The 18,886-nt window shown below is 68.1% G+C and carries 18 protein-coding genes; 11 read left to right on the top strand and 7 right to left on the bottom strand.

All coding sequences use genetic code 11. The features are described 5' to 3' along the window. Positions 1–126: 126 nt before the first annotated feature. The gene (locus DDF67_RS22080; protein WP_058347945.1) at positions 127–861 is read left to right on the top strand and encodes a response regulator; all 735 of its coding nucleotides are present in this window, start codon (positions 127–129) and stop codon (positions 859–861) included. Beyond that, entirely contained in the window at positions 858–2,945 is a 2,088-nt protein-coding gene (locus tag DDF67_RS22075; protein ID WP_109454945.1) for an ATP-binding protein, read from the top strand. Before DDF67_RS22080 ends, DDF67_RS22075 begins: the two co-directional genes overlap by 4 nt. 79 nt (positions 2,946–3,024) lie before the next feature. Here DDF67_RS22075 and DDF67_RS22070 read toward each other — a convergent pair whose 3' ends face one another. Both DDF67_RS22070 and DDF67_RS22065 read right to left on the bottom strand, forming a co-directional pair. Then, positions 3,025–5,793 (bottom strand): exo-rhamnogalacturonan lyase family protein, encoded by a 2,769-nt coding sequence (locus DDF67_RS22070; protein ID WP_109454944.1) that lies wholly within the window; start codon positions 5,791–5,793, stop codon positions 3,025–3,027. 114 nt (positions 5,794–5,907) lie between these two features. Further along, a complete protein-coding gene (locus tag DDF67_RS22065) occupies positions 5,908–7,053 on the bottom strand; it encodes a pyridoxal phosphate-dependent aminotransferase (RefSeq protein ID WP_109454943.1) in 1,146 nt (381 codons plus the stop codon). A gap of 91 nt (positions 7,054–7,144) precedes the next feature. On the opposite strand from DDF67_RS22065, the gene ybaK reads away from it, so the two are divergent. Then, positions 7,145–7,618 carry a Cys-tRNA(Pro) deacylase gene (gene ybaK, locus DDF67_RS22060; RefSeq protein WP_109454942.1) on the top strand — a complete coding sequence of 158 codons (474 nt, stop codon included), beginning with the start codon at positions 7,145–7,147 and terminating at the stop codon, positions 7,616–7,618. Here ybaK and DDF67_RS22055 read toward each other — a convergent pair. Together DDF67_RS22055 and dusA are read right to left on the bottom strand one after the other, a co-directional pair. Further along, positions 7,615–8,286: a hypothetical protein gene (locus DDF67_RS22055; RefSeq protein ID WP_109454941.1), complete on the bottom strand. Its 672-nt coding sequence runs from the start codon at positions 8,284–8,286 to the stop codon at positions 7,615–7,617. The two genes, ybaK and DDF67_RS22055, sit on opposite strands and share 4 nt — an antisense overlap. Before the next feature lie 67 nt (positions 8,287–8,353). Beyond that, entirely contained in the window at positions 8,354–9,385 is a 1,032-nt protein-coding gene (dusA, locus tag DDF67_RS22050; RefSeq protein WP_408608627.1) for a tRNA dihydrouridine(20/20a) synthase DusA, read from the bottom strand. A gap of 549 nt (positions 9,386–9,934) precedes the next feature. Here dusA and DDF67_RS22045 point away from each other — a divergent pair. The 3 genes from DDF67_RS22045 (at position 9,935) to DDF67_RS26165 (ending at position 12,229) form a co-directional block, all read left to right on the top strand. Then, the gene (locus tag DDF67_RS22045; protein WP_109454939.1) at positions 9,935–10,843 is read left to right on the top strand and encodes a LysR family transcriptional regulator; all 909 of its coding nucleotides are present in this window, start codon (positions 9,935–9,937) and stop codon (positions 10,841–10,843) included. A 120-nt stretch (positions 10,844–10,963) separates the two neighbouring features. Continuing rightward, a complete protein-coding gene (locus DDF67_RS22040; RefSeq protein WP_109454938.1) occupies positions 10,964–12,025 on the top strand; it encodes an MFS transporter in 1,062 nt (353 codons plus the stop codon). 72 nt (positions 12,026–12,097) lie between these two features. Then, positions 12,098–12,229 (top strand): hypothetical protein, encoded by a 132-nt coding sequence (locus DDF67_RS26165; protein ID WP_233247737.1) that lies wholly within the window; start codon positions 12,098–12,100, stop codon positions 12,227–12,229. A 119-nt stretch (positions 12,230–12,348) separates the two neighbouring features. On the opposite strand, the gene DDF67_RS22030 is transcribed toward DDF67_RS26165, so the two are convergent. Next, entirely contained in the window at positions 12,349–12,741 is a 393-nt protein-coding gene (locus DDF67_RS22030; RefSeq protein ID WP_109454936.1) for a RidA family protein, read from the bottom strand. A 118-nt stretch (positions 12,742–12,859) separates the two neighbouring features. Here DDF67_RS22030 and DDF67_RS22025 point away from each other — a divergent pair, with 118 nt between their 5' ends. The 4 genes from DDF67_RS22025 (at position 12,860) to DDF67_RS22010 (ending at position 16,327) form a co-directional block, all read left to right on the top strand. Next, positions 12,860–13,759, top strand: a complete 900-nt coding sequence (locus DDF67_RS22025; RefSeq protein WP_109454935.1) for a LysR family transcriptional regulator — start codon at positions 12,860–12,862, stop codon at positions 13,757–13,759. Positions 13,760–13,947: 188 nt separating this feature from the next. Next, positions 13,948–15,018 (top strand): aldo/keto reductase, encoded by a 1,071-nt coding sequence (locus DDF67_RS22020; RefSeq protein WP_109454934.1) that lies wholly within the window; start codon positions 13,948–13,950, stop codon positions 15,016–15,018. Between the two features lie 25 nt (positions 15,019–15,043). Beyond that, on the top strand, positions 15,044–15,301 hold the full coding sequence (locus tag DDF67_RS22015; protein WP_109454933.1) for an Atu4866 domain-containing protein: 258 nt from the start codon (positions 15,044–15,046) through the stop codon (positions 15,299–15,301). Positions 15,302–15,445: 144 nt separating this feature from the next. Further along, a complete protein-coding gene (locus DDF67_RS22010; protein ID WP_109455056.1) occupies positions 15,446–16,327 on the top strand; it encodes an SDR family oxidoreductase in 882 nt (293 codons plus the stop codon). Positions 16,328–16,432: 105 nt separating this feature from the next. On the opposite strand, the gene DDF67_RS22005 is transcribed toward DDF67_RS22010, so the two are convergent. Continuing rightward, positions 16,433–17,323, bottom strand: coding sequence for a LysR family transcriptional regulator (locus DDF67_RS22005; RefSeq protein WP_109454932.1), 891 nt, complete (start codon positions 17,321–17,323; stop codon positions 16,433–16,435). A gap of 392 nt (positions 17,324–17,715) precedes the next feature. Here DDF67_RS22005 and DDF67_RS22000 point away from each other — a divergent pair, with 392 nt between their 5' ends. Next, on the top strand, positions 17,716–18,444 hold the full coding sequence (locus tag DDF67_RS22000; RefSeq protein WP_109454931.1) for a DUF72 domain-containing protein: 729 nt from the start codon (positions 17,716–17,718) through the stop codon (positions 18,442–18,444). A gap of 25 nt (positions 18,445–18,469) precedes the next feature. Here the strand turns inward: DDF67_RS22000 and DDF67_RS21995 are convergent, their stop codons facing one another. Beyond that, the gene (locus DDF67_RS21995) at positions 18,470–18,886 is read right to left on the bottom strand and encodes a DUF6766 family protein (protein WP_109454930.1); all 417 of its coding nucleotides are present in this window, start codon (positions 18,884–18,886) and stop codon (positions 18,470–18,472) included.

Raw genomic sequence — 18,886 nt, 5'->3', positions numbered from 1 at the left:
CCCGCGCCAGTCGCGCCCCCAGGCGCCCCGCAGGCGCCGCCGCGACGTCATGACGCGCGCCGCCGCCCCCTCGCCCTGCCCGCGGCCGGGACGCGGATGCTTTCGCCATGTCATAACCGGGAGCCCATGACCCCCGACGCCTCGATCACCGAGACCGCGACCGTCCTGCTGGTGGAGGACGACGACGTCCTTCGCCGCGAGATGGCCGCCTATCTCGGCGCCCAGGGCTACGCCGTGCGCCAGGCCGGCGCCGTCGAGGCCGCCCGCGAGATCCTGGAGGCCCACGCCGTCGACGTCGTGGTGCTGGACGTCAACCTGCCCGGCGAGGACGGCCTGTCTCTGTGCCGGCAGCTGGCCCGCCCCGACGGCCCGGCGATCCTGATGCTGAGCGCCATGGGCGAGGCCGTCGACCGGATCCTGGGCCTCGAACTGGGCGCCGACGACTATGTGGTCAAGCCGATCCCGCCGCGCGAACTGCTGGCCCGGGTCAAGGCCCTGATGCGCCGCCGCGCAGCCGCCGGGCCGCAAGGCCGCAATCCCAAGCGCAACATCTACGCCTTCGCTGGCTTTCGCCTGGACCTCTCGGCCCGCCAGCTGACCGCCCCGGGCGGCATGCTGCTGCTGCTGACGCGAGGCGAACTGGCCATCCTTTCGCTCCTTCTCGACAACGCCCGCTCGGTGGTCTCGCGCGAAGACCTGCTGACCGTCATCCGCGGCGAGGCCGCCGAGACCGTCGGCCGGGGCGTCGACCTGCACATCAGCCGTCTGCGCCGCAAGATCGAGGCCCAGTGCGACCAGGAACTGATCAAGACCTATCGCGGCGTCGGCTACGTGCTGGACGCCAAGGTGGTGATCGAATGAAGCGCCTGATCGCCCAGCTGCGCCGCCCCGACGCGCCTATCGCCCTGCGCATCGTCTGCCTGCTGGTCGGCAGCCTGGTGGTGGCCCAGCTGGCCACCCTGGCCCTGACCCTGCTGCTGCCGCCCAAGCCGCCCGAGCAGCACAGCCTGGCCGACATCGCCGCCGGCCTGAGGGGCGCAGCCATCGACACCGGCTCCAGTCGCCCGCTGGTCCGGACGATCGAGAACGAGCCGCCGAGCCTCAACAGCGCCGGCTGGGTCGCCTCCGAGCGCTCCAGCGCCGACCTGGCGCGGCTGCTGAACGCCGATCCCGACGACGTGCGGCTGCTGTTCTACGCCCCGCCGCCGTTCGCCGGCGCGGGCGGCGGGGCGCTGCGCCAGAGGGCCGAGGCCAGCCCCTCGCCCATCACCCTGCTGTTCACCTCCTACGCCCAGGCCCAGCCGATGGCCGGCCCCGGCGGCATGCCCCGGCCGATGCCCGGCATGCGCCCGCCGGGCGCCGTGGGGGCCCAGGGCTTTCCGGCCGGATCCTTTTCCGGCGCGCCGACGCCCGGCGGCGCCTGGCGCCAGGGACGGATCCCGCAGCAGGGCCTGGCTCGCGCCGACTATCGCCCCGGCGGCGTGATCGGCGACGCGCGTCCGGCCATGCGCCCGGGCGAGGCCCGACCCGGACAGGTCGCACAAGGCGGCCCAGGACAGGGCGGCTTCGGCCGTCCCGCCGGCCTCGGCGCAGGCGGCTCGGCGATCGCCGGACCGCCGCGCGTGATGCCCCGCCTGGCGCAACGCCTCTCGGCCGACCCGCTGTTCACCGCCCCGTTCCGCACCTCGACCTTCATGGCGGTCTCCCAACCATCCGAGCCCGTGGCCGCGCCTCCGCCGCAGGCCTCGCCCGAGCCGATGGCGGCCCACATCGTGGCCACGCCGCCGCCCCTGACGCCTCGCGTCCGCCCGTTGGTCGAGACGGTGACCGCCGCGCCGAGCCTGGCCGCGCCGCAAGCGCTCCGGCCCGCCGTCGTCGCCGAGGCCAAGCCCCAACCGCAGGGCCGCGCCCTGCCCGCGCCGACGGCCCGCGGCCTATTCGGCCTGGCGCCCGCGCCCTATATCGAGGGCGACTTCGTGGCCGCCCTGCGCATCGCCGACGGCCGCTGGGTGACCCTGCAGCCCAAGCCCGAGGGCTTCCCCAACAGCTGGCAGCGCCGGGTCCTGCTGTGGTTCCTGGTATCGTTCGCGATCGTCGGACCAGTGGGCTACCTGTTCGCCCGCCGTCTTGTCGCCCCGCTGGCCGGCTTCGCCGACGCCGCCGAAGCTCTAGGGCGCGACCCGTCCTCGCCGGTGCTGGCCGCCAACGGGCCGGCCGAAATCGGCCGCGCCGCGCGGGCTTTCAACCAGATGCAGGCCCGCCTGACCCGGTTCATCAACGACCGCACGGCGATGATCGGGGCCATCTCGCACGACCTGCGCACCCCGCTGACCCGCATGCGCTTCAGGCTGGAGCGCGCCTCGCCGGCCCTGCGCCGCGAGATCGGCCAGGACATCGACCAGATGGAGGCGATGATCAATTCGGTGCTGGCCTTCATGCGCGAGAACGCCGAGGCTGGGGCTCGTCAGCACGTGGATCTGCGCTCGCTGGTCGAATGCGTGGTCGACGACGCCGAGATCACCGGCGGCGACGTGGTGCTGGAGGCCGGCGCCGCGCCGCAGGTCGAGATCGACGTGCTGGGCCTGCAGCGGGTGTTCACCAACCTCGTGGACAACGCCGTCAAGTACGGTGACAGCGCCCGGGTGCGCCTCTATGTCGACGGCGACGAGGCCGTGACCGAGATCCGCGACCGGGGTCCGGGCATGAGCGAGGACGAGCTGGGCCGTGTCTTCACCCCCTTCTATCGCAGCGTCGCGGCCCGCACCTCGACCAAGCAGGGGGTGGGCCTGGGCCTGGCCACTTCGCGCACCACCGTCCGCGCCCACGGCGGCGAAATCCGCCTGTCCAACACCGGCGAGGGCCTGATGGCCCAGGTGCGCCTGCCGTTGGCCGTCCAGCGCGGCGGCGCGCAGGAACCGCCGGCCATGCTGGAGGCGGCGGAGTAGTTTTTTACTCCGTAAAACCCCCGCGAACGCAGGGATTTTACGGATGGTGAGCAGCTCGGCTAACCCGAGCAAACCAGTCCTAGAACGTGTCCTTGCCCAAATCCTGGCCGCGCTTGCCGACGGCCGGCAGGTTGGCGCGGGCTTCTTCCAGGACGTCGCCAATCAGAGCCAGGTTCTGGATGGTGGCCAGGCCCCATTGCGAGCTGGCGTTGGTGGAGATGCGCGGGATCTCTTCCATCGGCTCGATGACCGCGGGACCATCGACACGGCGCTTGGTGGCGATCGTGCCGATGCCCAGGCCCGCATCGCCGCTGAAGTATTCGCGCCAGGCCCGCTGGGCCAGGGCCGGATCCTTGCGGTGGAAGGCGGCGTAGGCGGTCAGCCGCGAATGGCCTTCCTTGAGGTTGCGCCCCTTGGCCGGCGCGCCGGTCTTGGCCCGGAACTCTGCGTCCGAGGCGTTGTAGAACTGGCAGTAGTCGAGCCAGGCCTCGCGATAGCGCGGATTGTCGATTAGCTGGAACAGCTCGGAATGCACTTCGACCGCGCCGAACACGGCGTTGAGGTGCGAGACGCTGACGGTCTCGCCCTTGCCCAGGAACTTGCCGGTCTTGAGGTCGAAGTCCGTGCCGCCAGCGAACCACTGCTGCTTCATGGCCGCGATGGTGTCCATGCCGGCCACGATGCGGTCGCGCCAGTGCTTGTCACCCGTACGTTCCCACTCGGTAAGCCAGGCGGCGGCGAAGGCGCTCCAGCTGGTGCCGAAGCCCATGTCGACCACGCCCGGCGGGCGCGAGGGCTGGGCGCCCGGCAGCTTGCGGCCGATATCGACGCGGGTCAGGCTCTCGTCGGAGTCGATCAGGGCGTGCATCAGGTCGCCCACCCGCTCGTCGGCGGTCAGGTAGTAGTAGTAGCGGCGGTAGGCGGCGTTGGAGACGCGCGGCTGCTTGGAGCTGTCGGCCCAGTGCTGCACGCCGTGCCGCGTGCCCAGCCCCCGGTACGGGCCGATATGACAAACGTCCACCTCCCCGGTATGCCGGGTCATGGCCTCGGCCAGACGGAAGACGTCGGCCCGGCCCGAGCGCACGAAAGACAGCCACAGCCAAAGATCCGGCGACAGCTCGGAATTGGCCCAGGCGAAACCGCCGATGTCGTAGCGCCAGACGTGACGGTCGCTGTCATAGGTGTGCATGACGTCGCCGTGGTTCCAGAAGCCGTACCAGCGGTGCTGCTCCACATCGAGCATGTAGAACTCGAGCAGGCCGTCATTCTGGTCTTCCAGCGCCCGGCGCGTGGGGGTGGAGCGATCCACGAGGCTCCAGTCGCCGAACACGCCGGCGGCCTTCAGGCGGGCCGGCGTGGCCACCAGGCGCGGCGTTGCGCGCAGCCGGGCGGCCATGGCCGCGAAGTCGGGGCGCGAGGGCGTCGAGGGCAGAGCCCAGAGGGTGATCTCGTTGGTGCGGGCGATGCCCAGCGGCCGGCCCCAGTTCTTTTCGTAGTCCTCGTAGGTGATCTCCAGGCCTTCGCGCTCGGCCGGGTGATCGTTCATGCCCATGCCGTCGTGGTAGAAACGAAGGTCCATGGCCGGGGCGTCGGGCGACCACAGCCAGACGGTGAATTCGGCAAAGTCCGTATGGGCGTTGCGGATATCGAGCCGCGTCGGGCAACGCTTCCAGAAGTCGGTCATGGCGAAGGCCACGCCCCCGCTGGCCCCGCCGATATAGCCAAGCCCCGTGGCCCGGCCGCTGGTGATGGCGTCGATCCAGCCGTGGCCCGGCTTGGTGCGCTTCTTGATCGAGAAGCCGTCGGAGTTGGGCTGGCTCAGCGTGAAGTCGCCCCAGGCCGGGATCAGGTCCAGGCGCTTGGAGACGGTCGGGGCCATGCCCTCCAGCCCCGGGGTCTTCTGGCCGGCGACCTGGGCGTCGCGCCAGGCCTTGCCCGGATCGCGGCGCAGGCCGGTCAGCGGGCGGATCCCCTCGCCCCAGACGCCGTCGTTCTCGCCGGCGAAGCGGACGTGGCGGTCGTACAGCGGGTCGGTCATCGGCGCCTGGCCGACGAGGCCCAGGCCCCGGATGAAGTCGCGGTTCTCGTCGCCGTCGAAGACGAAGCTATGCATGATCCGCAGCGATCGGCCGCCGGCATAGACGTAGAGACGCAGGGTGAAGGGCAGCCACTCGCGGCCGGCGCCCCGGTGCTTGCCTTCCAGCTTCACGACCGCGCGGACGGGCCCCTTCTGCTCGACGACGAGGCTCTCGATCCGACCCTCGAAACGGGTCTCGGCGACCGGGCCGCTGTCGAAGTCGGGCTTGTCCTGGGTCAGGGCCACCAGGCGCACGTTGCGGACGGTCTCGCGGCCGGCGACGGTGGCGCGAGCGATGATGTCGGCGCCCTTGCGCGGGATGGTCCAGGACTGCTCGCCGCTGATGATCTCGACAGCGTCGGCGCTCTCGCGGACGGAGACGGCCGCGGCCGGCGCAGCGGGCTTGCCGGCCACCACCTTGAGGGTCTCGGCGCGGCCTGCGTCGGCGGGAATGGCGTGGCCGGTCCACTTCAGCGAACCGTCGGGCCAGTAGGCCAGCGGCCAGGTCTGGACTGGCACGGGCTGGCCGTCAGCGCCGGCGATGGCGAAGGTCGCCTTGGGCTTCTGGGCGCCGCGCGGCCAGGGCAGGCCGAAGGTCTGGCCCTCGTGGGCGGCAGGCGGCGCGCCGTCCAGCCAGCGCACGCCCTCGGCGTCGAGATTGGCGGGCGCCTTGGACGCAGCCTTGGCCTGGGCGGCTTGAGCCGCCATCGGGGCGACCGCGCCGGCCAGGGCGGCGGTGCGCAGGAAATCGCGGCGGTTGAAAGGATCCATGGCGGTGCGCCCTCCCGTACCGGGGCGGTCGAGACGCCGCGCGAGCAGCCGTCGCCACCCTTTCAACACCGGAACGGGCGCAGCTTTATTCTCACATAATGGATAGTCAACGCATTATCTGGAATTTCGCACCTGAGCTGCAAACCACGGTTGAATGCGCTCCAGGGCTTCGCGCACCTCTTGCGTAGAGACCGCGAAACTGAAGCGGATGAAGTGGCGGCCCTCGACCGGATCGAAGTCGAGGCCTGGCGCGGTGGCCACGCCGGTGTCGCGCAGCAGGCGCTCGCAGAAGGCCAGGCTGTCGTCGGTCAGGTGGCCGATGTCGGCCCAGATGTAGAAGGCCCCGTCGGGCGGAGCGATGGCGGTGAGGCCCAAGGACGGCAGGGCGTCGAGCAGCAGCTGGCGGTTGGTGCGATAGACGGCGACATGGCCCTCAAGCTCGTCGCGGGCGTCCATGGCGGCCAGGCCGGCGTGCTGGCTCAGCGACGGGGCGGTCAGGAACAGGTTGCCGACGAAGGCCCGGGCGCGCGAAACGAGATCGGCCGGCGCGACCAGCCAGCCCAGGCGCCATCCGACCATGCTGAAGTACTTTGAGAAGCTGTTGACGATCAGCGCAGACGACTCGAACTCCAGCATCGAGTGGGTCGGCCCGACATAGGACAGGCCGTGATAGATTTCGTCGGAGACGATGCGGATTCCGCGCTCGCGGCAGACGTCCGCTATGGCCTTCAGTTCCTCCGGCGGAATGATCGTGCCGGTGGGATTGGCGGGACTGGCGATGATGACGCCAGCCGGCGCCGGGTCGAGGTCGGCCAGCGCCCGGGCGGTGAGCTGGTAGCGGCTCTTCGGACCGCAGGCGATCTCGACCGGCGTCAGGTGAAGCGCCTTCAGGCTGTTGCGGTAGGCGACATAGCCCGGCCGAGCCAGGGCGACGCGATCACCGGGCGAGAAGGCGCTCGACAGCGCCAGCACCAATGCCGGAGAGGCGCCGCAGGTCAGCACCACCCGCTCGGCCTCGATCGAGACCCCATAGGCCTCCTGGTAGTGGCGGGCGATGCGGGCCTTCAGCGCCGGGCTTTCCCAGTAGCCCATGCCGTCGGTGTCGAGCACCTGATGGGCGCGGGCGATGGCGGGCGCGGGCGCGCCGGTCGAGGGCTGGCCGAACTCCATGTGGATGATCGAAGCCCCCTCTCCCTTCAGTTGGTGCGCCAGGCGACTGATGCCGATGGCGTGGAAGGGCTCGATCTCGGCGCGGGTCATCTTGAGGCGGTCCGTCGGAAAACTGCGAGCGACTGCTAGACCGGTTCTTCGCTTTGCGCCATCAACCGGCGCGCAGTCGAAGGGAGCTTCCATGTCCAAGAGCACGCCCGCCACCCTGGCGCTTTCCAAGGCCGGCGTGGCCTTCGAGGTGGCGACCTACGACTATGACCCGGGCGCCGAGCGCGTGGGTCTGCAGGCCGCCGAGGCCTTGGGCGTCGAGCCTGGCAAGGTGCTCAAGACCCTGATGGCCCAGGTCGACGGCAAGCCGGTCTGCGTGATCGTGCCGTCCGACCGCGAGGTCAGCATGAAGAAGCTGGCGGCGGCCTTTGGCGGCAAGGCGGCGGCCATGATGAAGCCGGCCGACGCCGAGCGCCTGACCGGCTTCAAGGTGGGCGGGGTCAGCCCCTTCGGTCAGAGGAAGAAGGTCCCGACCGCCATCGAGGACGAGGCCTTCGCGCTGGACCGGGTCTACATCAACGGCGGCCAGCGCGGCCTGCAGGTGCTGCTGGCGCCGGCCGACGCACAGGCGGCGGCGAGCGCCGTCCGCGCGCCTCTGGTGGCCTAGAAGCGGTAGGTCACGCCGACCTGGGCGACCGGGAAGTACTTGAAGTCCTTGGCGTCGTCGCGGACCTCGGCCTCTTCCTCGCGCAGGCGCTGCTGGAAGGTCGGGTCGTTCGACAGCGTGCCGCCCGAAGCGGTGAGGTCGACCTTAGGGCTGTCGCTGAACGACACGCCGGCCAGGGCCCGGAAGCCCCAGGCGCCGTCGCGGGTGAAGGTGTTGTCCCAGCCCAGGCCGACGAACGGCTGGGCGTCCGACAGTTCGACGTCGCCGGTGATGGTGCCGATCTGGGCGGGGGTGAAGGTGACGCCGCCGATCTGCGTGTCGCCGGTCGGCGTGCCGGCCAGGTTCAGCTTGCGCTTGCCGAAATAGCTGCCGCCCGAGACGAAAAACCCGCCCTGCATTGGGTGCCAGTCGAGGAAGACGCCGCCGGTCTTGGACTTGATCTTGCCCTTGTAGGCGACGTCGCCATAGGTCTCGTCGTGGTCGAAGTCGAGCCAGTCGCCGCCGCCGCGCACGACCAGGCTGTCGTTCAGCCTAAACTGGGCCTCGACGCCGAGGCCCGGGGTGCCGACATTGGCGCCGAGCGCGAAATTGCCGCCGTCCTGGGCGTGGGCGCCGGCGGCCGCGAGAAGAGCCACGCCCGCCGTCGCCGCGAAAATCCGCATCTTCATTTTCGGAAGTCCCTTGAAGTCTTGTTCGGGCGGCAAACCCGCAAGACGCCGCAAGAGTTCCTAAGGCTCAGCCTGCGGCGGTCTCGACCGTGTTCTGGGCGCCACGGGTGTCGCGCTCCTCGACGGCGCGACGGACGGCTTCCAGAGCCTTGTCGACGACCTCGATACCGGCCCCCTCGCCCACCCCCTCGACGGTGAGGATGCGACGCCAGGCGCGGGCGCCCGGCAGGCCGTGGAACAGACCCAGCATGTGACGGGTGATCCCGGCCAGGCGCCATCCCTGCGCCAGGCTGGCCTCGATATAGGGGCGATAGCGCTCGACGGCCTCGAAGGGCGTGACGTCCGGCGCATCCAGTCCGAACACCCGGCGATCGACCGCGCCCAGCAGGCCGGCCTCGTGATAGGCCGCGCGGCCCAGCATGACGCCGTCGACGTGCTGCAGGTGCTCCAGCGCCGCGTCGACGCCGGGCACGCCGCCGTTGATCGAGATGGTCAGGCCCGGACGCTCGCGCTTGAGCCGATAGACCAGCGGATAGTCGAGCGGCGGGACGTCGCGGTTCTCCTTGGGCGACAGGCCCTGCAGCCAGGCCTTGCGGGCGTGGACGATGAAGGTCGACACGCCGGCGGCGACGCACTTGTCCACGAGCGTGAACAGCGCCTCTTCCGGATCCTGGTCATCGACGCCGATGCGGCACTTGACCGTGACCGGAACCTTCACGGCGGCCGCCATGGCGGCCATGCAGTCGGCGACGAGATCGGGCTCGCGCATCAGGCAGGCGCCGAATTTCCCGCTCTGCACGCGGTCGGACGGGCACCCGACGTTCAGATTGATCTCGTCATAGCCGTAGTCCTCGCCGATCCGCGCGGCCGCGGCGAGATCCGCAGGCTCCGAGCCCCCCAGTTGCAGCGCCACCGGATGCTGGCCAGCGTCATAGGCAAGCAGTCGCTCGCGATCGCCGTGCAGCACCGCGCCGGTGGTGACCATCTCCGAATAGAGCAGCGCCCGCGACGACAGCACCCGATGCAGCGACCGACAATGGCGATCACTCCAGTCCATCATGGGCGCAACGGAAAATCTATGTGCTTGAAATTGCTTCATTACTAAGATCAAGATCTTGCAACTTGTGCAAGTTCGCCCTTTGCACGCCCTGCTACGACACTTTTCGCCGCTCTACGATCGCTCACCGCACACGGGATGCACATACATCGGCAACGATCCAAGAGCTTCCCTCCGGCAAGTGGCGGGTCGTCATTCGGCGTCGAGGCCAATATACGAGCCAGACCTTCATCCAACGCAAAGATGCGGAGATGTGGGCTCGGCGCATCGAGCGCGAGATCGACATCGGGCGGAAGCCCACGTCGAAAGCCGTCCAAGCATACGAGATTTTGCCGACCTGATCGACCTTCATATTGCGGACGTCAAGGCGTCGGCCGTGCGCCGGGTCCATCCAAGGCCGGCAGCCTGGAGACGCTGCGCAGCAAGCTGGGGCGGATCCGTCCGCCCGTCCTTGACGGCGCAATGAACTGAGAGTTGGCAGGCACGCCCGTTGAGGCCGGCTCAACGGTCCGCGCGAAACGGCGTGCGATGAGGCCAAACTGAGGCTAGTTGTCGGTACTTCCGTCCCCACCGCGGCAGACAAGCCAACAGATGCAGTTCCGTCGATCCGACTTCGCCGATCTGTCCTACTTCCTCGAGATCGCGCGGCATCGAAACTTCCGCCGCGCCGGTCTCGAGCTTGGCCTTAGCGCGTCGGCCCTCAGCCATGCCCTGCGGGGCCTTGAGGAGCGGCTCGGCGTGCGGTTGTTCAACCGTACAAGCCGCAGCGTGACGCTGACTGCGGCCGGCGAGGCGCTGCACGCCGCTATCCAGGAGCCGTTCGCGCAGATCGGCCAGTCCTTGGATATCGTCAACCGTTTCCGCGACGCGCCGATGGGCCGCGTTCGCCTGAACGTTCCCAATGACGCCGCCGATCACCTCGTAGCCCCTGTCCTGCCGACCTTTGTCGAGCGCTACCCCGACGTCGAACTGGAGGTGTCGGTCAGCAATCGCCTGATCGACGTCATCGAGGCTGGCTACGACGCGGGCATCCGCTACGGCGGCACCGTTCCGGAAGACATGATCGCCCAGCGCCTGTCGGCTGATATCCGCTGGATCGTCATCGCCTCGGCCGCCTACCTTAAACGGTTCGGCGCTCCGCAGCACCCGGACGATCTGGTCGCTCACCGCTGCATCCGCATCCGCATCGGCGACGAAAGCCTCTATCGCTGGGAGTTCGAACGGAGCGAGGAACACCTGGCGATCGCCGTCCCGGGCAGCCTGACCGTTGACGACGGTCGTCTTGGCGTCGCCGCCGCCTTGGAGGGCGCGGGCCTGATGTACGTGGCCGACACCATGGTGCGCGAGCACTTGGCAAGCGGGCGGCTCAAAACCGTCCTGGACGACTGGGCGCCGATCGGCGGCGGCTACCACATCTACTATTCCAGTCGCCGCCAAGTGCCGGCGGCGCTTCGCCTGTTCATCGACCTGGTGCGCGAGATGGCTCCGCTGGGCCTCTAGATCCTCCTCACGATCGTTGAGCAAAATTCATCGGTCCATCGTGCGATCGACCTCTAATCCCCACCCTCAATGGCCGCTATCTCACTGTCCCGGGCACGCCCCCGATCAGCGTGAGAAATCATGTCCGTCGACGCCGCAGCAAAAAGCCCTATCGCGAAGGCCCGCCAAGGTTCATGGGGCGCCGTCTACGCCCTGACGCTCTGTGTCTCGGCCCTGATTGCCTCGGAGTTCCTGCCCGTCAGCCTGCTGACGCCCATCGCCTCCGACCTTCGCATCACCGAGGGGCAGGCCGGCCAGGCCATCGCCATCTCCGGCGCCTTCGCCGTGATCACCAGTCTGATGATCCCACGGCTGATCCGCGATCTGGATCGCCGGCAGGTACTGCTCGGGCTTACCGGCTTGATGATCCTCTCGGGCCTGATGGTCGCCTTCGCTCCGGGACCTGGTTTCTTCATGGCCGGCCGCGCCCTCATCGGCGTTGTGGTCGGCGGTTTCTGGTCGATGTCCGCCGCTACGGTGATGCGCCTGGTGCCCGAGGCCGACGTGCCTCGCGCCCTCAACCTGCAATACCTGACCCTGCCCGCCCTGCCGGCGACCTCGACCGTGCGGTCGGCTGGCGTTCTCCAGGTCCTGAGCGCTCCGAGGGTCGCCATCGGCATGGCCGCAGTGGCCGCCCTGTTCGCGGGACGCTTTGCGCTCTTCACCTATCTGCGCCCGTTCCTGGAAGGCGTGACGCGTGTTGGTCCCGGCGCTCTGTCGTTGTTTCTCCTGCTCATAGGCCTTGCCGGCCTGGTCGGCTCGGTCCTTGTCGGCCCCTTGCTGCGCAAAGGCCTACGGATCGCCCTGATCGCGCCGCCAGCCGCAATGGCGGTCCTGGCGCTGGCGCTGATCGGGTTCGGCGCCCTGCCTATCGTCACCGCCGCACTCCTTGGTCTCTGGGGTCTGATCAGCACGCCGTCATCCTCGGCTTGGTGGACCTGGCTCAGCAGGACGCTGCCCGAGGACGCCGAAGCCGGCGGCGGCTTGATGGTCGCCGTCATCCAACTGGCCATCACCCTAGGGGCCGGCCTCGGAGGCCTGTTGGTCGACGCCAATGGCTATGCCGCCGCCTTCACCGTCGCCGCCTTGATCCTCTTTGTCTCGGCCGCGCTCACGGCCGCCGCCAGCCGCAAGGCGGCGTGATCATGCCCATCAAGGACGCTTCCATGCCGAACACAAAATGCCTCGCCTCATGTGACCATGGAGGAGACTTTCGTGAAAATCCGCGCCGGCGCGGCGACTACGGTCGTGGCGGCCCACTATCCGCTGGAAGCCTTCCGGGATGCGCTGGCCCACCAAGCGAGCTCCGGTCGCAAAGGAAAGATCCTGTTCGACTTGGGCGGTTAGCAGTTCTCCGCCCTCCTGTTCTTGGCCTTCCTCCAGCAAGCAAACCTTCAATCCGCTTTCGGCAAGCGTCAGGGGCCAAGCCGGCAATGTTCGGCTCGGCCCCGCACGTGTCGGGCAGCCTATCGAGGGATGCGCGCAATGACCTTGATCTCGAAGTCGAAGCCGGCGAGCCAGGTCACGCCGAGCGCCGTCCAGTTTGGATAAGGCGCCTGCGGGAACATCTCGCTCTTGACCGCCATGACCGTGTCGAACTGGCTCTCGGGATCGGTATGAAAGCTGGTCACGTCGACGATGTCGTCCAGCCCGCATCCAGCCGCCGCCAGCGTCGCCTTCAGGTTTGCGAACGCCAGCCGGACTTGGGCCTCGAAGTCCGGTTCGGGCGAACCGTCGCCGCGTGCGCCGACCTGGCCGGACACGAAGAGAAGGTCGCCTGACCGGATCGCCGGCGAGTATTGGTGAAGGTCGTTGAGGGCGTTCTTGGAATTAGGAAAGATCGCGTCGCGCTCGGCCATGAGTGGCTCCTTTTCTGCTGCCGACGGCGGAAGGTCCGTCGACGGGGCTTAGATGCGGCGTCGCGGACTGTTCGATTAGAATTTGAAATCGGCATGGCTTGATGTGAAATCACCATCAATGTCGCGTCCTTCGATCACCGACCTGACGGCCTTTGTGGCCGTCGCCAGCCATCGCAGCTTCCGTCGAGCGGCCGATGAGCTTGCGACGGCGCCCTCCACCTTGAGCCATACGATCCGCGCGCTGGAGACGCGGCTGGGCGTGCGCCTGTTCAACCGGACGACCCGCAGCGTCGCGCCCACCCAGGCCGGCCTGGAACTGCTAGCCCGGCTGAAACCGGTGCTGGGTGCGCTGGACGACGCTCTCGAAAGCGTTGCCGGCTTTCGCGGCGAGGTGACCGGCGCGGTGCGGATCAATGCGCCGCGTGTCGGCGCGGCCTTGATCGTCAGGGACGTGCTCCCGCTGATGGCCGCCCGCCACCCCGAAGTGAGCGTAGACATCGTCGTCGAGGGCGAGCTGGTCGATATCGTGGCCGGCGGCTTCGACGCCGGCGTGCGACTGGTCGGCTCCATCCCTCGGGACATGATCGCCGTGCCGTTGACCCGCCCCATGCGGTTTGTCTGCGTGGCGGCGCCCGCCTATCTGGATCGCGCGGGCTCGCCCAAGACTCCCGAGGATCTCAAGATGCACGAGTGCATCGGCCACCGGCTGCCCGGCGGCAGGCTCTATCGATGGGATTTCGAGCGAAACGGCCAGGCGCTTTCGGTCGATGTGACTGGGCCCGTCGTGCTCGACGACGAGGAGCTGATGGTCGACGCCGCCGTCTGTGGCCTCGGCGTGGCGTATGTGGTCGAGGCCGCGGCCGCTGCCGCGCTCGCCGCCGGGCAACTGCGCGAAGTGCTGTCGCCGTGGCTCCAGGCCACCGAAGCCGCAGCCGTCTACTATCCAGGACATCGCAGCGTCCCCTCTGCGCTCCGGGCGTTCCTCGACATCGTTCGGGAAGTCAGCAAGGCGGGGTGAAGGAACTCCCCTCCCCGGCCCACCACAGCTCCTGCAGATCGCCCCCGCCAGCCGACACTGGTTAGAATTACTAACCACATTGGATACTAATGGCCGACTTATCGCGACAATGAGGCGTGGCTAGGTTCAGGCAGCTGCTTCGGCGGCACGAGAACCAACCACCTTGAACCTCCCGAAAGGAGATCGCGATGACCCTCAAGACCGCTCTCGATCACTACCGCCTGCTCGGCCGCTCCGGGCTTCGCGTATCGCCGCTGGCGCTGGGAACCATGACCTTCGGCTCCGACTGGGGCTGGGGCGCCGACGAAACCGACGCCCGCCGGATCTTCGACGCCTATGCCGATCGCGGGGGCAACTTCGTGGACACGGCTGTCAACTACACGGACGGCGCCTCCGAACGCATGCTGGGCGGCTTCATCAAGGACAAGCGCGAGCGGATGGTGGTCGCCACCAAGTTCACCATGGCGCGCGATCCTTCGAACATCAATTCGGGGGGCAACCACCGCTACAACCTGGTCCGCTCGGTCGAGACCAGCCTGCGCCAGCTCGACACCGACCGGATCGACCTGATGTACCTCCACGCCTGGGACTTCACCACCAGTCCCGAGGAGGTGCTGCGCGCCCTGGACGACCTCGTTCGCGCCGGCAAGATCCTCTACGTCGGCATCTGTAACACCCCAGCCTGGCGGGTGGCGCAGCTCCAGTCGATCGCCGACCTGCGTGGCTGGGCGCCGCTGGTGGCCCTGCAGATCGAGTACAGCCTGGTGGAACGCACCGTCGAGCACGAGCTGATGCCGATGGCGCGCGAACTGGGCCTGGGCGTCATGCCGTGGTCCCCGCTGGGCGGCGGCATCCTGACGGGCAAGTACCGTCGCGAGGACCTCTCGGACGACAACGGCTCCGACGTCGCGGCCGACCGCAAGGGCGTGATCGCCTCCACCGGCCACCTCAATCAGCGTTCGCTCGACATCGCCGACGTCGTCGGTGAGGTCGCCGCGGAACTTGGGGTGTCGCGCTCGCAGGTGGCCATCGCCTGGACCCTGGCCAACCCCGCCGTCGTCTCGCCGATCATGGGCGCGCGTACGCTGGAGCAGGCGCAGGACAACTTCGGCGCCCTGGACGTGACCCTCGACGACGGCCAGCTGGCCCGACTGAATGCGGCGAGCGCGCCGACGCCGATCTTCCCGGACCGCTTCATCGGGCGTCCGATGGCCCAGCAGCTGATTTTCGGGACCTCGACGCTGCAGGCCCGGCGCTGAAACTTCGGCAGAAAGGAGCCCAGCCATGACGCCGCAGACAGCTGCACAGCACCCCTATGTCGGCATGTGGGTCACCGCTGACGGTCGCATCCGCCAGGAACTGCTCGCCAACGGACGCTACGACGAAGCGCGCGGGGCCAGGAAGAGCGCCTATCGTGGGCGGTACGAAGTCGACGCCACCCATATCGCCTATTGGGACGACACCGGGTTCACGGCCGATGGCGAGTTCGTCACCCCAGACGAGCTTCACCACGGCGGAATGATCTTCTTTCGCGAACGCTAGTCGCCCCTCGCCGGGCCAACGCCCGGCCTCCTCATCAACATCCAACCAATCCGAGCCTCAAGCCCCTGCTTGCCGGGATCGCTGGCGCACGCCTCCACGCTGGCGATCCCCTTCTTTTCTGGAGCGCGATCAAGGAGAGATATGATGAAAACGGTGATCATCTCGGGTGCAGGAACGGGCATGGGCCTGCTCACCGCCCAAACCCTCATCCGCCAGGGCTACGCGGTCTATGCCGGCGTTCGCGATCCCAATGGGCGGAGCCTGGCCCGCCGCGAGGCGCTCGAAACCTACGCCCAGGACCATGGCGGCTATGTCCGCGTCGTCGACCTGGACATCCACAGCGAGGCCTCCTGCCAGGCCGCCGTCGATCGGGTCGTCGCCGATCATGGCCGCCTGGACATCGTCATCCACAATGCGGCCCACCTGTTCATCGGCGTCTACGAGGGCTTCACGCCCGAGCAGCTGACCGACTGCCTCAACACCAATGTCGTCGGCGCCCACAGGCTCAACCGAGCCGCCCTGCCCCAGCTGCGCAAGCAGGGCGACGGCGTCCTGCTCTATGTCGGCAGTACGATCACCCGCATCGTCACGCCGTTCGTGGGACCCTACATCACCGGGAAGTACGCGCTGGACGCCCTGGCCGAGGTCACCGCCTACGAGGTCAACCGCTTCGGCGTCGAAACGGTGATCGTCATGCCGGGCATCTTCCCTGACGGAACCGCCCACTTCCAGTCAGCCGTCCATCCAGGCGACCAGGACGTCGTCGAGGGCTATGAGCGGTTCAAGGACGACTTCGACAACATCGGGCCGGGCCTGCGCGCGCTCCTGGCCGGCGCCGACGCGCCCGTCCAGGGCGTCGCCGACGAGATCGCGCGGGTGCTGTCGATCCCTAAGGGCGAGAAGCCCATGCGCACCGTCGTCGACTACTCGGACTACGGCGCCCCGCTGGTCAACGACGTGGTCGAGGCGCAAACCGCGCGGGTCTTCGGGATGATGGGCTACGAGCACCTGCTGAAGGTCTCCTAGCGCCAGGCGGCGGCTGCATGAGCCGCCGCTCGCTCAGCGGGCCGCTTTCCCCGCCGACGGCACGGCCGCGGCGGAGGAAGGCGGCTCTTCCGCGCTTCCCGAGCATCACTTCCAGCGTCGAATGTGCTCAACCAGCGCCCGAAGCTTGGGCGAGATGTTCCGGCGGTTGGGATAGTAGAGATAGAAGCCGGCGAAGCGCGGGCAGAAGTCCTCAAGAAGCGGAACCAGCTCGCCCCGCTCGATAGAGGGGCGGAAGCACTCCTCCATCCCGAAGTTGATCCCGGCGCCGGCCACCGCCAACTTGACCATCAACGCCATGTCGTTGGTGGTGATCTCCGGCTCGACCGAGACGCTGAACTCCTTGCCGCCTTCGGCGAACTCCCAGCGGTAGGGCGCCGACTTCGGCGTAGGTCGCCAGCCGATACACCGGTGCGCCGCCAGGTCGCGAGGATGCGCAGGCGCGCCGAAGCGGTCGCGATAGGCCGGGGCGCAGACGGCAAGCTGGCGCTCTTCGCTGGCGACGGCGATGGCGATCATGTCCTGCTCGATCACCTCGCCCAGCCGTACCCCGGCGTCATAGCCCTCGGCGACGATGTCGAACTCTTCGTCGGTCACATTGACGTCCAGCTGCACGTCGGGATGGGCGCTGGCGAAATTGGCGAGGAACGGTCCCGAAAGAAAGCGCTCGGCGATCGAAGAAACGGCCAGGCGCAATTGTCCGCGCGGACGCTCATCGAGGTTGCCCGCCGCCTCTACGGCCGCGCGCATTTCGGCGAGCGAAGGCGCGACCTGCATGTAGAGACGCTCGCCTTCCTCGGTCAGGCTGACGCTACGGGTCGTGCGTCGAACCAGAGCGATCCCCAGAGCTTCCTCCAAGCGGCTCATGGTCTGGCTGACCGCCGAGCGCGTCACGCCGAGGCGGTCGGCCGCCGCGCGAAAGCTGCGCTCCTCGGCGACAAGCGCGAAGACCGAAAGGGCGTTGAGATCAGGCTGCACGGCTTGGGAGTTCAGCTTGCGACATGAATCCGACCTCAGTTGCGTCCAGCAGCGTCTCAGCTGACTGGACAACCACTTGCCTGCTTTACGGGCCGGCATCCCCTCTTCGCAACAGTTCTGAGCTCGTGTCACCAGCTAGACAGCGCCAGAAGCTGGCCTTCAGCGCTCCTAGAACCAGACCCCGCAATGTAAGCTCAATCGCGCCTCGGCTGCGCCTATTTCGAGAACTTGTGAAGCTTGGCGAACTGGATCGCGAAGAACCGGGACGTTGTTTGTAAAATCGAGCCAGGGATTTCCCGTCTACGCCGCCGGCAACCCGAGAGTCGCATCCGCGCCGCAGCCTGCACGGAACCTTCTCCCTGCTGCGGCGCTGCGCTGATCAGGATAACAAGATGGAAGCCACCGCTCGCATCGGCTGCTCGGGCTGGACCTATGACGACTGGCGCGGCCCGTTCTATCCGGAGACCGTCAGGCTGAAGGATCGGCTTGCCTACTATGCCTCGGTCTTCGACACGACCGAGATCAACGGCAGCTTCTACCGCTTGCCGTCGGAAAAAGCCGTGAACGGTTGGGCTGACCAGGTTCCGGACACCTTCCTGTTCGCCTGGAAGGTGTCGCGCTACATCACCCACAACAAGAAGCTCAAGGACTGCCAGGACAGCGTCGACCTCGTCTTCGGCCGCATGGCGCCGCTGGGCGACAAGCGAGGGCCCGCACTCGTGCAACTGCCGCCGATGCTTCGCCGCGACGACGAGCGCCTGAAGCGTTTTCTGTCGTGGATCCCGCGCGGCGAGAAGGTCACCGTCGAGTTTCGCCACGACAGCTGGTACGACGCCGGCGTCCTCGACATCCTGCGCGACCACGGCGCGGCCTTTTGCATTTCCGACCACCACGACGCGCCGTCGCCTTGGGAGGTCACCGCCGACTTCGCCTATGTACGCGGCCATGGTCCGGGCGGCCGATATCATGGTCGCTACACGGCCAACGTCCTCGACGACTGGGCCAGGTGGATCGACGCGCGGCTGAAGGACGGGATCGGGGTGTTCAGCTACTTCGACAACGACATCAAGAGCGCCGCGCCGCAGGATGCGCGGCTGCTCATTCAAAAAACCTCCGCTTGACCTGGCGCTGCCCCTCGGCGGCGCCTCATTCGCGGCCCGCGACCACCCTTTCCGCGCCATGGCCATGGGGTTTCGGGTGGCCATGGGTGCGAAGGAAGCGCCGGTCGATATCCGCCAGGATCGCCTCGGCCTTCTCGCCGGCCTGGAGACGGATCAGGGCGTCCAGCTTGGCCTCGGTGCGGTCGTCGTTTTCCTTGGAGGCGGGCGAGCCGACATAGAGAAAATAGGCGAGGCCCACGACCTGCCAGATCAGTTGCAGGAATTCCGACTGCCAGTTCTCGAAAGTGTCGCGGCCCATCTCCACGAGATAGGCGGACAGCGCCGCGGGTTGGTGCAGGGCCTGCTGCTCGTCGACAAAGGCGTACCAGCCGAAGGCCCAGTGGCCGACGATCGAGATCAGGAAGAATGCGGCGGTCAGCCAGCCATAGGCGTAGCGCTTCAT

It is taken from the genome of Caulobacter endophyticus (genome assembly GCF_003116815.1).
In the GTDB taxonomy this organism is placed as follows: domain Bacteria; phylum Pseudomonadota; class Alphaproteobacteria; order Caulobacterales; family Caulobacteraceae; genus Caulobacter; species Caulobacter endophyticus.
Note: the sequence above shows the minus strand (reverse complement) of the source record. Positions and strands in the feature narration are given on the sequence as shown.